Source organism: Vibrio sp. 1-2 (7-a), from assembly GCF_013048515.1.
Taxonomy (GTDB): domain Bacteria; phylum Pseudomonadota; class Gammaproteobacteria; order Enterobacterales; family Vibrionaceae; genus Vibrio; species Vibrio diabolicus.
On record NZ_VHSQ01000006.1, the window covers coordinates 163,329 to 177,877 of the forward strand.

The following is a 14,549-nucleotide window of genomic DNA, read 5'->3' on the forward strand; positions in this document are numbered from 1 at the left end:
ATTACTCGCTCTTTATTCAAACCATTATTACAACGCACGGTACTTGTCTCTCAGTCTCTGACGAACCCACTCCGCAAGCGCGTTTACTGCAAACGTAAACACAAACAAAATCAATGCAGCTAGGAACAGCAGGCGATAATGCGAACTTCCAACTTCCGACTCTGGCAACTCAACGGCGATGGTCGCCGACAGGCTGCGCAATCCTTCCAAAATATTCCAATCCATTAATGGCGTATTACCCGTAGCCATTAACACAATCATGGTTTCGCCAACAGCGCGCCCCAGGCCCATCATAATGGCAGAAAAAATACCTGGGCTTGCGGTAAGCAAGACAACATAGATTAAAGTTTGCCAAGGCGTGGCCCCTAATGCCAAAGAGCCATCCGATAAATGCTTCGGTACAGAGAAAATGGCATCTTCGGCGATGGTAAAAATCGTCGGGATAACAGCAAACCCCATCGCTAACCCCACCACCAATGCATTGCGTTGATCGTAACCAATACCATGCTCGGTTAAGAATAAGCGCATATCGCCACCAAAGAACGTCTGCTCAATCGTAGGCGAAATCCACACGCCAAGCCCAATCAGTACCAATATGACAGGCATGAGCACTAAAGCATGCCAACCATTAGGCAGACGATTACGCAAAGGTTGCGGTATTAATGCCCATAGCCCGCCCATAATCATGGTGCTCAAGGGCAAAACAAACAGCATGACGACGATCGTAATCAGGTGATCTTCGACAATAGGCGCGAACCACAGCCCCGCTAGGAAACCAATGATCACCGTCGGCAGTGCTTCCATTAGCTCAATCGACGGTTTTACGACACGACGCATGCGTGGCGACATAAAGTACGCCGTATAAATAGCACCTAGCACTGCGAGCGGTACTGAGAACAGCATCGCAAACATTGCCACTTTTACCGTCCCGAACGCAATAGGTACTAGGCTGAACTTAGCCTCAAAGTTATCGCTCGCCGAAGTCGATTGCCACACAAATTCAGGCTCAGGATACCCTTCGTACCACACTTCTTGCCATAATGAGGACAAGGAAATTTCCGGATAGGCATTGTCCACTTCCGCAACATTTAACTCATTACTTTGCCAAGTGATTAAGTAGCGTTCATTGTTGGACATTGCTGCGATTGCGGGCGCTTGATTGTAAGCACGCTTAAACAACACCAGTTTTTCACTGGTTGTATAATGGCTTTGCAACGTGCCGTTGGTGTAAAAGCTATAAAATCCTTTGCGATGAGAATCCGGCAACAAATACTTAAGCTCTGATGCCAATTTAAAATCACGAATATGCGTTAACGTGCGTCTCTCTTCTTGCAGCGTATCAAACCATTGCGACACCCGACCATCGTTGTGTGTCACCAAAAGCGAGTAAGCACCAGCCAGTAGGTCCATTGTACGAACGGAGTGCTTCTTATCACCTTGAGTGAGGTCGACCACCTCTCGCACAGCAAATTTACGTGCGGTTTTCTTTAACACGATCAACTCAGAGCCATCGCGTAAATAAAGCGTTTCACCATCAGGTGTCAATAACATTTGCTGAGGTGCATCAAAGCCTGAAGAGAACGTAAAATCGATCGTTGTCGGAGGCGTACCCAAAGACGAAGCCACTTGCCAACGAGCCTTCACTTCACCGCTTTGTGTCTGCCAAACAATTGTTGGTAAGGGCGTTGAAGCTGCAAACACAAACTGAGTCACAGGATCTTGAGGCGTACTCAGCGTCAGATCCATGCTGGTGTCTAGCTCAATCACTTCCGGAGGACGTGTATTTTCTCTCAACGTGGCATTAAATTCAGGCTTGAAAAGGTGCGCTTTACCCTGCCCATCAACAAACCCATACCAACCTAGTCCAGGAGCAGATTGAGAGAAAGCGACGGGTTCCTGGACGATTTGCTGTTTATACACCGCAGGCTTCGTAGGATCGTCCATCGACAAATATTGAATCTCACCACTTTGGGTTAAAACGAACGCGAGCTGAGCGTAATCATCCACCGAAATCGCTAGTGGTGTTTCAATATGAGTGGCTCGAATGGCTTGGTTGGTTTTGATCTCAGCATCAGAAAAAAGCGGGATGATCACCATGGCGAGGTAGACAAAGATCAAAATAAGCGCCGCGAGTACTCCGACACCACCGGATGTCACTGCAAGTCGAACTAAACGATCTTTTATTAGTCGTTTCTTATCTTTTTCCTGCAATGAAAACTCGGCTTGTGCCATTTAAATCTCTACCTTTTTTGACTTAGTACTAGAATATGTCGTTAAGATGACAATTATATTACAGATCACATTAAACACCTGAAAAGAATACAACTCTTATGCAATGCGTGGTATGAAATAAATCTGTAATGAAAATCTCATAATGTTCTCACTCATCCATTTTTCCAAGATGAGTACGTATTACTTCACTTTTGGCTAGGTAAGGTTATGAGCGCAGAAAAACTATATATAGAAAAAGAACTTAGTTGGTTGTCTTTCAACGAACGAGTATTACAAGAAGCTGCCGATAAAACCGTCCCTTTGATCGAACGTATTCGCTTTCTTGGGATCTTTTCCAACAATTTAGATGAATTTTACAAAGTACGCTTTGCGGACGTGAAGCGCAGAATCCTAATCAGCCAAGAGCGCGGTGGCAGTGATAGCCCTAAACGACTGTTAACCAAAATGCAGTCGAAAGCACTAAAGCTTAACGAACAATTTGATGAGCTTTACAGCGAATTGATTCGAGAAATGGCGCGACGTCGCATTTTCTTGGTCAACGAGCAACAACTGGATGAATCGCAGCAAAAGTGGATCGCGAAATACTTCCGTAGAGAGGTCATGCCGCATATCACCCCTCTGCTAATGAAAGATGAGATCGATGTTCTGCAATTTCTCAAAGACGAGTACGCTTACATCGCCGTAGAGCTACGTAAAGAAGAACATTACCAATACGCTCTGATCGAAATTCCGACCGATCACCTTCCCCGCTTTGTGATGGTACCAGAACAGAAAGGAAAGCGTCGAAAAACCATCATCTTACTTGATAATATTATCCGCCACTGTTTGGATGAGCTATTCAAAGGCTTTTTTGATTATGATGAGCTTAGCGGCTATGCGATGAAAATGACGCGTGACGCCGAATACGATTTACGCAACGAAATCGAATACAGCTTGCTCGAACAAATGTCGGAAGGTGTCAATCAGCGACTGACAGCAAAGCCCGTTCGCTTCGTCTACGAACGTGATATGCCGCCCCAAATGCTAGAGTTTCTTTGTAACAAGCTCAATATCTCTAATTACGATAACCTTATCCCCGGCGGCCGCTATCACAATTTTAAAGACTTCATTGCGTTTCCAAATGTTGGGCGAGAGTACCTTGAAAATAAACCGCTTCCGCCAATGAAGTGCGCCGATTTCGAAGGTTACGCTAACAGCTTTGATGCGATTAAAGCGAAAGATATTCTACTCTATTACCCCTACCACACTTTTGACCACATTAGTGAGTTGGTGCGCCAAGCCTCCTTCGATCCGAAAGTACTTAGTATCAAGATTAACATTTACCGTGTCGCGAAAGATTCTCGCTTGATGAACTCGTTAATTGATGCCGTGCACAACGGCAAAAACGTCACCGTGGTCGTGGAGCTGCAGGCTCGCTTTGATGAAGAAGCCAATATCGAATGGTCAAAAGTGTTGACCGAGGCAGGTGTGCACGTCATCTTCGGAGCGCCTGGCCTTAAGATTCATTCAAAGCTACTGATGATCAGTCGCCGTGAAGGTGAAGAAATTATTCGCTACGCGCACATCGGCACAGGCAACTTCCATGAGAAAACGGCACGAATTTATACCGACTTCTCTCTCCTTACCGCAGATCAAGAAATCACTAACGAAGTTCGTAATGTCTTCGGTTACATTGAGAATCCATATCGCCCAGTGAAGTTCAATCACCTCATGGTATCTCCTCGTAATTCTCGAACCCAAATCTACCGCCTAATCGATAATGAAATTGCGAATGCTAAGCTAGGGAAAAAAGCCGCCCTTACGATCAAGGTCAATAACCTAGTCGACAAAGGCATAGTCAATAAGCTATATGGAGCAAGTACGGCGGGAGTGAAAATAAACATGATCATTCGCGGCATGTGCTCCTTAGTACCAGGCATTGAGGGAATCAGCGACAACATTCGCATCATCAGTATTGTTGACCGCTTTTTGGAACACCCACGCGTGGTGATTACCCATAACGATGGCGATCCGCAAGTCTATATCTCTTCCGCTGACTGGATGACAAGAAATATCGATCACCGCATTGAGGTGGCGGCGCCAGTCCGTGATCCACGTTTGAAACAGAGAATTATTGATATAACGAATATCCATTTTACCGATACAGTAAAGGCTCGTTTTATAGATAAGGAAATGAGCAACGCTTACGTACCACGAGGTAATCGCAAAAAAGTTCGTTCTCAAATCGCTATCTATGACTATCTTAAAAATATAGAAAAGCAAACTAGAAAACAAAATTCAGATGCCTCAAATACTTGAACAAGATACTCGCTACATTGCCGCGATAGACCTCGGCTCAAACAGTTTCCACATGGTGGTGGCCAAAGTTGTAGGCAGTGACTTACAACTGGTTAGCCGTCATAAACAGCGTGTTCGCTTAGCATCAGGACTCGACAGTGAATTGAACTTAAGTCATTCCGCGATGGAACGCGCGTTAGAGTGCTTAGCCATGTTCGCTGAGAGGCTGCAAGGGCTTGATGAGTCGAATGTGCGTATCGCCGCGACACACACACTAAGACGCGCTAAAAATGCTCATCTATTCATTGAGCGTGCGAAAGAAGTGATGCCCTTCCCAATAGAAATCATCCCAGGGGAAGAAGAAGCCCGCCTGATATACTTAGGTGTCGCTCACACTCAAGTAGAGTCAAACTCCAAGTTGGTCGTTGATATTGGTGGCGGCAGTACCGAAATGATCATTGGACAAGAGTTTGAACCTGAGCTTCTCAACAGTAAACAGATGGGATGCGTCAGCTTTACAGAGCAATATTTTAAAAACGGCAAACTGTCTGGGAAAAACTTTAATAAAGCGATGTTAGCCGCCGAGCAAAAACTCGAGTCCATCGCTTCAGCATACCGTAAAAAGGGCTGGGATATCGCTCTCGGCTCATCAGGAACCATCAAAGCGATTCAAGAAGTGCTAGTAGGATTAGGTTTTGAAGATGGCCTGATCACCGCGAAGAGACTGGACACGCTTATTGAAACTCTGTGTAATTTTGATTCAATTGAAGAGATTGAACTGACAGGTTTAACAGAAGAACGTAAGCCCGTATTCGCGGCAGGCGTGGCGATTTTGTCCGCAATTTTCAAAGCACTTCGCATTGAGCAGATGTTTTTCTCCGATGGTGCTCTGCGCGAAGGCCTGTTGTACGAAATGGAAGAGCGTTTTGCGCGCTCCGATATACGTATGCGCACAACTGAAAATTTAGCCAACAAACACCGGGTTGACTTAGAGCATGCTGCTCGTGTTAAAGGCCATGCACGTGAGATGTTATGTCAGGTGCGCTCTGAACTAGGCATTAAGAAAAAGAGTGAGTTATTTGACTTACTAGAATGGGCAGCATTGCTTCATGAAGTCGGATTAAGTATCAACTTACGTAGCTTCCATCGCCACTCTTTCTATATTCTGTTGCATTCCACTCTACAAGGCTTCAACCGTGAGCAGCAATTAGTGCTTGCAACATTAGCTCGCTTCCAGCGTAAAGCGCTCAAATTGCAAGAACTGCCAGATTTCAACCTCTATAAACAGAGTGACGTTATAAGCCTCATCAAAATATTACGACTTTCTATCGTATTAAATGGACAGCGTAACGAAGATCCATTGCCTGACATCACTTTATCCATCAAAAATGATGAATGGATTCTTACGTGCACAGATAAAACATGGCTAGAAAACAACAAATTGCTTCATGCTGATTTACAGGAAGAACAAGAACGTTGGGACAGCGCGAAGTGGACACTCACTTTCTGAGCTCGTGCTGTTCATACCTAAACAAAAAGTCGGCTTACAGGCCGACTTTTTTTAACTCTTCTTCTGCAAAATCTGCCGTAATGGGCACATAACCATCTTTCTCAACCAACGCTTGCCCCTGAGCGGAGAAAATAAAGCGAATAAACTCGGCTTCTATTGGTGTTAATGGGTAATCCGGGTGCTTATTCACATATACATATAAGTAACGTGATAGTGGGTACTTACCACTAACAATATGTTCTCGCGTTGGCGTCACGTAGTCATTCCCCGTTTTTGCCACCGGAACTAAGCGTACGCCTGCCACTCGATAACCGACACCGGAATAACCAATTCCACTGATGGTTGATGCTACAGCTTGCACAACTGACGCGGAGCCTGGCTGCTCGTTAACTCGGGTCTTGAAATCGCCGCCACACAAGGCATTGCTTTTGAAGTAACCATAAGTTCCAGAAACGGAGTTACGACCAAACAACTGGACGTTTCGCTTTGCCCACTGTGATTCAAGACCGAGTTGCTGCCAGTTTGTGACAAATTGACTTTCACCACAGCGTAGTGTTGCAGAAAACAAAGCATCTAACTGACTAAAGTTGAGCCCTTGAATTGGATTGTCTTGATGGACAAAAATACCGATTGCATCGATCGCAACCCTAAGTGCCGTTGGCTTGTAGCCATGTTCACGTTCAAACGCTTCAACCTCTCTTAAACGCATAGGGCGGCTCATGGGACCAAACTGAGCCGTTTGTTCGGTCAATGCTGGGGGTGCAGTGGAAGAACCAGACGCTTGGACTTGCGCATTAATATTCGGGTAAATGGATTTAAACTCTTCCACCCAAAGTGTTGTCATGCCTGCAAGTGTATCGGATCCAACAGAGAGCAAGTTCCCGACAATCCCCGTCGTTTTATGATAACTCGGCAATGGTTTATCTTGAGCGGCAGCCATACCGGAACAAGCGAGAGCCAGTAGACTGAACACTTTTGCGACTCTTAATGCCATTATTTCACCACCAAACGCTCAGGCAATACGAAAGAAAACTTACTGCCCACGCCCACTTCACTGTGAATTTCCAAATGAGCATCATGGTGGCTCAGCGCATGTTTCACAATAGCCAACCCTAACCCACTCCCTCCGGTATCGCGTGATCTTGCTTTATCGACGCGATAAAAACGCTCAGTAAGTCGATGGAGGTGCTGAGGCTCTATACCATCACCACTATCCTCCACCTCTAAGCATGCGCCTTGAGATGTCTGGAACCAACGAACATTAATGTTCGCGCCAGGCGGTGTGTATTTGACAGCATTATAAACGAGGTTAGAGATAGCACTACGTAACTGGTCATCATCGCCCAGTACGCGTAGGCTAGCATCAACATCAAATTTCAATTTATGTTGGTTGTCCCCGCTAAGGCTGACCGCCTCTTTTTCTAGCACTTCGAGCATCGCAGGTACATTCACGACATCTTCAAGCTCATGCATAGGTGCCGCTTCAATTTTAGATAGCGTCAGTAGTTGGTTCACCAAACTGTTCATGCGGTTGAGCTGCTCCGTCATGACGCCATGCGCTTTGCTCCACATTGGGCCCACAACCATGTCAGGATCTTCTGTCATCTCCAAATAACCTTGCAGCACCGTCATTGGTGTACGAAGTTCATGAGAAACGTTAGCAAAGAAGTTGCGGCGCATTCCCTCAAGTTGTTTTAACTGGCTAACATCACGCACCACCATCAAATGTTCACCTTCGGTATACGGTACGATACGTAGTTCTAGCATGCGTTCGACATTGAGTGGTGAGCGCATTTCCAATGGCTCAGAGAAGTCTTTCTTGTTGAGGTACTTGATAAAATCAGGCGTACGAATGAGGTTGGAGATAGGTTGACCAGAGTCTTCCGGCCAATGGAAACCCAATAAGTGTTGAGCCAGTTTGTTACACCAAACGATATTGCCTTCAGCACGGAACACCACGACGGCATCGGGTAACGATTCCGCACCATTTCTGAATCGGCGAATGAGATTAGTAAGCTCTTTGCGTTTACGGCGTTGGCGCTGCTGTAAGCGATACAAGCCATTGAGCAAAGATTCCCAGTTACCGCTACCAGACGGTGGCGTAAGGCGCTTTTCATCCCATAACCAAGAAGATAAACGTACTTGGTTATGCAAATGCCACACAAGCTGCAATGCCGTAGCTGCCAAAAGCAACCACGGCATATAACCGAATATCCAACCTACTATCACCCATGGGGTGTAAAAAAAAGCCAGCTCCCAGGCCAGCTTTTTCCACGTTAATCTTTCAACCACTCATAACTCCAGAAATGGTACCGATAAGCTGCGTGTTAATTTATGCCTTTGTCGAGAAGCGGTATCCAGCACCACGAACAGTTTGGATCAGCTTATCATGACCTGCGGCTTCCAATGCTTTACGCAGGCGGCGAATATGAACATCAACCGTACGATCTTCGACATACACGTTAGTACCCCAAACATTGTTTAATAGCTGCTCACGGCTGTACACACGCTCTTGATGCGTCATGAAAAAATGCAGCATTTTAAATTCTGTTGGGCCCATATCTAATGGTGCATCATTAGCCGTGACACGGTGTGATACAGGATCAAGCTTCAATCCCTGCACATCAATTACGTCTTCCAGTGCGGTCGGGGTTACGCGACGAATCACCGCTTTTAAGCGCGCAACCAACTCTTTAGGAGAGAATGGCTTAGTAATGTAGTCATCCGCACCGACTTCTAAACCGCGCACTTTATCTTCTTCTTCACCACGAGCGGTAAGCATCACAACTGGAATGTTGCGCGTTAATTCCTCTCGCTTCATGTGTTTGATGAAGTTAATGCCGCTGCCGCCTGGTAACATCCAATCCAGTAAAACTAAATCAGGGAAGGGTTCAGCCAGTTTGGTTACTGCAGTATCGTAATCTTCCGCTTCTACCGCTTGGTAACCTTTCTGCTCAAGTACGAAGCACAGCATTTCGCGAATAGGAGCTTCGTCTTCAACAACCAGAATCCTTCTAGACATAATTGAGTAACCTTATGTTCGTTGAGCTAATGAATTTAAGAGACAAAGCGCCCCTCTATGCATAAGCATTATCACTACCAATTATGACACTTTTGTGACCTTTGAAAACAAATTTTCATATAACTTTCTTTTGAGGTTCATTCGGATATTTTTCATTTCTATTAAGACATCAGCACAAAAATTCCCTATGATTAGTCCCTTGTCATCAAGCCTAGAGAAGATTTATGTGGTTTAAAAACTGTCTGGTATACCGCGTTAACCGCGAGGTTACTTTCAACGCCGAACAACTAGAAACTCAACTGTCTGAATTCCGATTCACCCCATGTGGCAGTCAAGATAAACAGAAATTTGGCTGGGTCAGTGCAATGGGTAGACATGGCGACATGATGACTCACGTGTCAGAAAACCGCATTCTGATTTGCGCCAAGAAAGAAGAGAAAATGCTACCTGCCTCAGTGATCAAAGAGTCATTGAATGCAAAAGTAGAAGCAATGGAAGCGCAAGAAGGTCGTCCTCTGAAGAAGAAAGAGAAAGACAACCTGAAAGATGACATCGTAATGGATTTACTGCCTCGCGCATTTAGCCGCAGCAGCCACACTCACGTGCTCATCATGCCAAAAGAAGGGTTCATTCTTGTTGACGCAAGCAGCTACAAAAAAGCGGAAGACGTATTAGCACTACTTCGTAAAACCATGGGTAGTTTACCTGTTGTTCCTGCCATTCCAGAAGTAGCGATTGAAACAACGCTAACCGAGTGGGTGAAAACGGGCGACACACCTCAAGGTATCACCATGATGGACGAAGCTGAGCTAAAATCCGTGCTTGAAGAAGGTGGCGTGATTCGTTGTAAGAAGCAAGAGCTGACCACAGATGAAATCCGCAACCACATCGCAGCAGATAAAGTCGTAACGAAGCTTGCACTTAATTGGCAAGATCGTATTGAATTCATCATGACAGAAGATGCGGGTATTAAGCGTCTAAAATTCTCTGATGAATTGAAAGATCAAAATGACGATATTCCACGTGAAGATCAAGCAGCTCGATTTGATGCAGACTTCTCTCTGATGTGTGGGGAGTTCAGTGCTTTCCTACCCAACCTATACGATGCGCTAGGCGGCTTACCAAATCCCAACGCTTAATATTGTATAAAGGTTAACCATAACGCCCTCACTTTTTTTGAGGGCGTTTTTCTATCTGAAGCACAATTATCCTAGTCACAGTTCACATTTTGACGTAAAATTTGCGCCCCATTTCCATTAGGTGGAATTGGCCTGACTTGTGATCAGATAAAAGAGAATTGAGCAATGACAACTGAGAAAGCATTCGTACCTGAGCTATTGTCTCCTGCGGGAAGCCTGAAAAACATGCGTTACGCATTCGCCTACGGCGCAGATGCAGTTTACGCTGGCCAACCTCGCTACAGCCTCCGCGTACGTAACAATGAGTTTAACCACGAAAACCTAAAAATCGGTATCGATGAAGCGCATGCTCTAGGCAAAAAGCTTTATGTGGTATGTAACATTCAACCACACAACTCGAAGCTAAAAACCTTCATCCGTGATCTTAAACCAATCGTAGAAATGGGTCCTGACGCATTGATCATGTCAGATCCAGGCCTAATCATGATGGTTCGTGAAGCTTTCCCAGAAATGCCAATTCACCTTTCTGTACAAGCAAACGCTGTAAACTGGGCGACTGTTAAGTTCTGGGCAGCTAATGGCGTGGAACGTGTGATCGTTTCTCGCGAACTATCTTTAGAAGAAATCGAAGAAATTCGTGAGCATTGTCCTGAAACTGAACTTGAAGTATTCGTTCACGGTGCATTATGCATGGCTTATTCTGGTCGTTGCCTACTTTCTGGTTACATAAACAAACGTGATCCTAACCAAGGCACTTGCACCAACGCGTGCCGTTGGGAATACAAAGTGGAAGAAGGCAAAGAAAACGACGCTGGTGATATTGTAGAGAAATTTGACCCATCTGAAGCACAGCCTGTCGAAGTACAAGACGAACGCCCTGAAACCACAATTGGTCGTGGTAAACCAACGGATGAAGTCGTTCTACTTTCTGAAGCGCACCGTCCAGAAGAAAAAATGGCAGCGTACGAAGATGAACATGGTACTTACATCATGAACTCTAAAGACCTGCGAGCAGTGCAGCATGTTGAGCGCCTAACCAAGATGGGTGTGCACTCGCTGAAAATCGAAGGTCGTACTAAATCATTCTATTACTGTGCTCGTACTGCACAGGTTTACCGCAAAGCAATTGATGACGCTGTAGCAGGCCGACCATTTGATGAAAGCCTAATGGGTACACTAGAGAGCCTAGCTCACCGTGGCTATACCGAAGGCTTCCTACGTCGTCATACTCACGACACCTACCAGAATTACGATTACGGCTACTCAGTCTCTGATGCTCAACAGTTTGTCGGTGAGTTCACAGGTAAACGTCGTGGCGATATGGCTGAAGTAGAAGTGAAAAATAAATTCCTTGTCGGTGATAGTCTTGAGCTAATGACGCCAAAAGGTAATGTTGTTTTCACGCTAGAAGCGATGGAAAACCGTAAGTCAGAGTCTATTGAGGATGCCAAAGGGAATGGTCACTTCGTCTTCATTCCAGTACCAGCAGATCTAGATTTAGAATACGGTCTATTGATGCGTAACTTAAACTCAGGGCAGGACACCCGTAACCCGACTGGTAAGTAATCATGGCCTTGCTCATTACTGACAAATGCATCAACTGCGACATGTGCGATCCCGAATGCCCCAACGGGGCAATCAGCATGGGAGAAAGCATTTTCGAGATTGACCCAGCTCTATGTACAGAGTGTAAGGGACATTACGAAAAGCCGACCTGTCAGTCAGTGTGTCCGATTACAAAATGCATCATCACAGACCCGGAGCATATAGAAACAGAAGAGCAGTTACTGGAGAAGTTCGTGATTATTCAAGGGTTAGCATAAGAACAAGTAGGTTCAACTTTGGAGACAAAGTTGAACCTTTTTTTAACCCGACTTTTCAATAGGATAGATATTACAAAACAACTCTTTTTCAAAATGAGACTCTAACCGATCTCGCCAATTTTCAGCTTGGGAAACCGGCACAAGATAAAAGTTTTCTCGGCTCGTGTCCGTAACGAAAGCCATTCCATATTGCATCAGCTCGTAATGCACATCATTAACAAATCCGGGATCAAGACGCTGACGTCCTGTCAGGTGGTTTACATCAACCCGAGTCAATAAGACCCCTTTCGTTTCACTGCTAAATCTGTGTCTTAACCACTCTGCAAATTCTTTTGCACAAATCATAGTCATGGTTTTATCCTTGATTTACTCTTCTAGCAGGAGAAGTATCCATTCCCGCCTCACACACTTGTCTGCCTTGTTATTGCTTCGCTAGCCAACTGACAGACATATTGCTAAGAAACCAAAGTATCGTGACGAAAGATCTTTCTAAACAGAGAAGTTACGACTTATCTATACTACAACTCTTTGTTTAATTTAGATTTCTATATTATGTCACCAAAACTAATTAGGTTAGTTTTTGTATTGGTATTATTCACTGTAGACAAAAGTATGATGTTTCTCCAGTTTCATAAAAGAGATACGTAAGGGAATATAAACCTGTAGAGTCACTCTAGTTAGTAGAGATAAGTGATTGGCATTGCGGTGGAATCGCTTTTTTTCGCTTGGGCTTAGCAATAACTTTCGCAGACGGAGGCTTATCGATAGGCTTAACTTTCGGTCCCCAACTAGCAAGCTCTACCCCACAACCATCACCAGCGGGAGGCAGAGCTTGTTCAACACAATAGCCACTCGACTCAGGACAAGATAACCTGACGTGGAAGTGGTAATGATGCCCCCACCAAGGGCGAACTTTACGTAACCAAGAACGTTCTTTGCCTTCTTCTTGCGAGCAAAGCTGCTCCTTAATGACAGGATGTACAAAAATTCGTGCAACATCCTCACTCTGTGCAGCATATCGAATCAGCCTAAAGTGCCTATCTTCCCAGCGATGGTTAAGTATGGAATACCCTTTTAAGTCCACCACACTCATTGGCTTAGGGAGTTGTAATTCGTTATAAGAAAGCGGTTGGTCAGCGAGTCTTAACCAGATATCAATATCTAACCCAGTTTGGTGACTAGAATGGCCAGAAGAAAACCTTCCTCCTCGTGGTAAAGACAGGTCACCTATAAGCAGCGTTGTGTTGAGATTTTGATGAGCTTGAAGCGCTAGGTTTTCAATAAACTCTATCGTTTTAGGGTGCCCATAGTAGCGTTTCGTTTTACTGCGTAAAACTTGATAACCAACGCCATCAAGAGGCAAAGGTAATGCGCCATCCAAACAACCGTTGGCATAACTACCAATAGAGGAAGAAGAGTTTCGGGTAGGGTTAGCAACAGACTCCCAAGGAGTAGAGTATACAGAAGCTGAGAAACATAAACCCAAAGATACAATGAAACTCAGCTTCATAGCTTTTAGCCTTTAGTAGTGTTCGCCATTATCGTAATAAGCTTTAGGGGATAAAGCTGAAAAGATAACTGCAACATCAATATCCGCACCAGCAATACCACGAACTTGCTGTGTAATAAGCTTAGCAACTTTATCTTGTACTTCCTGACCACGATCAAACCAAAGCACTTCGACAAAAGGATATGCAGCACTCACCTCGCCCTCATTGAAAAACGTAGTGTAGATATACTCAAAAGTAAAATCCTCACGCGGACAGTCCATCAGAGGCTGAAGTTCATCCGTCAGAGGCTTTGATAGTGCCTGAACAGCTTGCGGCTCTACAGCACGGAATCGAAAATGTGGCATAAACTTACTTCCTAATTATTAGCATTAACTCATGATAATAACAGGAACCAAGTCACTAATCATCCAAGCCAATGTAACCACTAACCTTTTCTATACACGTCATATAGATCAAATAGTAAATCAACTAGCTCACTAACGAAGAGTAATGGGAGTATGAAGAGAAGTAAGAAAGGGTAAAACGATACACCGAAGCTTAGTGACGCAATCTATTGCAAGGGAAAATAGAATGGCTTAAGTCACCGATGTAATATGTTCTTAAGATCGATGTGTCTCAGATGTCGACAACTACTCGTTAGAAACGAAAAAGGCTCTGACCTAAGTCAGAGCCTTGATATATGGCAGGGGTGGAGAGATTCGAACTCCCAACACGCGGATTTGGAATCCGCTGCTCTGCCAATTGGAGCTACACCCCTGCAGTTCGTGTTTAATGAGACGACTCTCAAATAAGTGGCGGAGTGGACGGGACTCGAACCCGCGACCCCCGGCGTGACAGGCCGGTATTCTAACCAACTGAACTACCACTCCGCAGTGGTATCACTCGCTTGTAATCAGCAAGTGTCCAAAATTTAAAGCCTGGCGATGTCCTACTCTCACATGGGGAAGCCCCACACTACCATCGGCGCTATTTCGTTTCACTTCTGAGTTCGGCATGGAAATCAGGTGGGTCCAAAACGCTATGGTCGCCAAGCAA

The 14,549-nt window shown here is 45.0% G+C and carries 12 protein-coding genes, 2 tRNA genes and 1 rRNA gene; 5 read left to right on the plus strand and 10 right to left on the minus strand.

Annotated elements, in window-relative coordinates:
- Window positions 1-27: 27 nt before the first annotated feature.
- Entirely contained in the window at window positions 28-2,232 is a 2,205-nt protein-coding gene (locus FKN08_RS16550; RefSeq protein WP_170892552.1) for an ABC transporter permease subunit, read from the minus strand.
- 207 nt (window positions 2,233-2,439) lie between these two features.
- Between FKN08_RS16550 and ppk1 the strand changes: the two genes are divergently transcribed.
- Together ppk1 and ppx are read left to right on the plus strand one after the other, a co-directional pair.
- The gene (gene ppk1, locus FKN08_RS16555; RefSeq protein WP_005391598.1) at window positions 2,440-4,530 is read left to right on the plus strand and encodes a polyphosphate kinase 1; all 2,091 of its coding nucleotides are present in this window, start codon (window positions 2,440-2,442) and stop codon (window positions 4,528-4,530) included.
- Entirely contained in the window at window positions 4,514-6,019 is a 1,506-nt protein-coding gene (gene ppx / locus FKN08_RS16560; RefSeq protein WP_104971300.1) for an exopolyphosphatase, read from the plus strand. Before ppk1 ends, ppx begins: the two co-directional genes overlap by 17 nt.
- 34 nt (window positions 6,020-6,053) lie before the next feature.
- Here the strand turns inward: ppx and FKN08_RS16565 are convergent, their stop codons facing one another.
- From FKN08_RS16565 to phoB, 3 genes are read right to left on the minus strand one after another with little or no spacing between them, the layout of a single operon-like run.
- Window positions 6,054-7,013: a phosphate ABC transporter substrate-binding protein PstS family protein gene (locus tag FKN08_RS16565; protein ID WP_170892553.1), complete on the minus strand. Its 960-nt coding sequence runs from the start codon at window positions 7,011-7,013 to the stop codon at window positions 6,054-6,056.
- Window positions 7,013-8,311: a phosphate regulon sensor histidine kinase PhoR gene (gene phoR, locus FKN08_RS16570; RefSeq protein ID WP_170892554.1), complete on the minus strand. Its 1,299-nt coding sequence runs from the start codon at window positions 8,309-8,311 to the stop codon at window positions 7,013-7,015. Before phoR ends, FKN08_RS16565 begins: the two co-directional genes overlap by 1 nt.
- A 40-nt stretch (window positions 8,312-8,351) precedes the next feature.
- The gene (gene phoB / locus FKN08_RS16575) at window positions 8,352-9,041 is read right to left on the minus strand and encodes a phosphate regulon transcriptional regulator PhoB (protein ID WP_005381752.1); all 690 of its coding nucleotides are present in this window, start codon (window positions 9,039-9,041) and stop codon (window positions 8,352-8,354) included.
- Between the two features lie 224 nt (window positions 9,042-9,265).
- On the opposite strand from phoB, the gene rdgC reads away from it, so the two are divergent.
- From rdgC to FKN08_RS16590, 3 genes are all read left to right on the plus strand, one after another.
- Complete coding sequence (gene rdgC, locus FKN08_RS16580) at window positions 9,266-10,180, plus strand: recombination-associated protein RdgC (protein ID WP_005391604.1); 915 nt, start codon at window positions 9,266-9,268, stop codon at window positions 10,178-10,180.
- 165 nt (window positions 10,181-10,345) lie between these two features.
- Window positions 10,346-11,746, plus strand: coding sequence for a tRNA 5-hydroxyuridine modification protein YegQ (gene yegQ, locus FKN08_RS16585; RefSeq protein ID WP_006741904.1), 1,401 nt, complete (start codon window positions 10,346-10,348; stop codon window positions 11,744-11,746).
- Window positions 11,747-11,748: 2 nt separating this feature from the next.
- On the plus strand, window positions 11,749-12,003 hold the full coding sequence (locus FKN08_RS16590; RefSeq protein WP_065646335.1) for a YfhL family 4Fe-4S dicluster ferredoxin: 255 nt from the start codon (window positions 11,749-11,751) through the stop codon (window positions 12,001-12,003).
- 42 nt (window positions 12,004-12,045) lie between these two features.
- Here the strand turns inward: FKN08_RS16590 and FKN08_RS16595 are convergent, their stop codons facing one another.
- From FKN08_RS16595 to rrf, 6 genes are all read right to left on the minus strand, one after another.
- On the minus strand, window positions 12,046-12,354 hold the full coding sequence (locus FKN08_RS16595) for a hypothetical protein (protein WP_005391608.1): 309 nt from the start codon (window positions 12,352-12,354) through the stop codon (window positions 12,046-12,048).
- 322 nt (window positions 12,355-12,676) lie between these two features.
- Window positions 12,677-13,513, minus strand: a complete 837-nt coding sequence (gene mepA / locus FKN08_RS16600) for a penicillin-insensitive murein endopeptidase (RefSeq protein ID WP_065646336.1) — start codon at window positions 13,511-13,513, stop codon at window positions 12,677-12,679.
- Between the two features lie 12 nt (window positions 13,514-13,525).
- Entirely contained in the window at window positions 13,526-13,858 is a 333-nt protein-coding gene (locus tag FKN08_RS16605; RefSeq protein ID WP_005391613.1) for a DUF1904 domain-containing protein, read from the minus strand.
- A gap of 336 nt (window positions 13,859-14,194) precedes the next feature.
- Window positions 14,195-14,271 (minus strand) — tRNA-Trp (locus FKN08_RS16610).
- A gap of 35 nt (window positions 14,272-14,306) precedes the next feature.
- Window positions 14,307-14,383: transfer RNA gene (locus tag FKN08_RS16615), tRNA-Asp, on the minus strand.
- A gap of 46 nt (window positions 14,384-14,429) precedes the next feature.
- Window positions 14,430-14,546: ribosomal RNA gene (gene rrf, locus FKN08_RS16620) — 5S ribosomal RNA — on the minus strand.
- Window positions 14,547-14,549: the final 3 nt, after the last annotated feature.

What these genes read in the sequence shown, in the direction of transcription:
- FKN08_RS16550 (WP_170892552.1), bottom strand. Translation starts at nt 2,232, where the DNA reads ATGGCACAAGCCGAGTTTTCATTGCAGGAAAAAGATAAGAAACGACTA.
- ppk1 (WP_005391598.1), top strand. Translation starts at nt 2,440, where the DNA reads ATGAGCGCAGAAAAACTATATATAGAAAAAGAACTTAGTTGGTTGTCT.
- FKN08_RS16605 (WP_005391613.1), bottom strand. Translation starts at nt 13,858, where the DNA reads ATGCCACATTTTCGATTCCGTGCTGTAGAGCCGCAAGCTGTTCAGGCA.
- phoB (WP_005381752.1), bottom strand. Translation starts at nt 9,041, where the DNA reads ATGTCTAGAAGGATTCTGGTTGTTGAAGACGAAGCTCCTATTCGCGAA.
- FKN08_RS16595 (WP_005391608.1), bottom strand. Translation starts at nt 12,354, where the DNA reads ATGACTATGATTTGTGCAAAAGAATTTGCAGAGTGGTTAAGACACAGA.
- FKN08_RS16590 (WP_065646335.1), top strand. Translation starts at nt 11,749, where the DNA reads ATGGCCTTGCTCATTACTGACAAATGCATCAACTGCGACATGTGCGAT.
- yegQ (WP_006741904.1), top strand. Translation starts at nt 10,346, where the DNA reads ATGACAACTGAGAAAGCATTCGTACCTGAGCTATTGTCTCCTGCGGGA.
- FKN08_RS16565 (WP_170892553.1), bottom strand. Translation starts at nt 7,013, where the DNA reads ATGGCATTAAGAGTCGCAAAAGTGTTCAGTCTACTGGCTCTCGCTTGT.
- mepA (WP_065646336.1), bottom strand. Translation starts at nt 13,513, where the DNA reads ATGAAGCTGAGTTTCATTGTATCTTTGGGTTTATGTTTCTCAGCTTCT.
- rdgC (WP_005391604.1), top strand. Translation starts at nt 9,266, where the DNA reads ATGTGGTTTAAAAACTGTCTGGTATACCGCGTTAACCGCGAGGTTACT.
- ppx (WP_104971300.1), top strand. Translation starts at nt 4,514, where the DNA reads ATGCCTCAAATACTTGAACAAGATACTCGCTACATTGCCGCGATAGAC.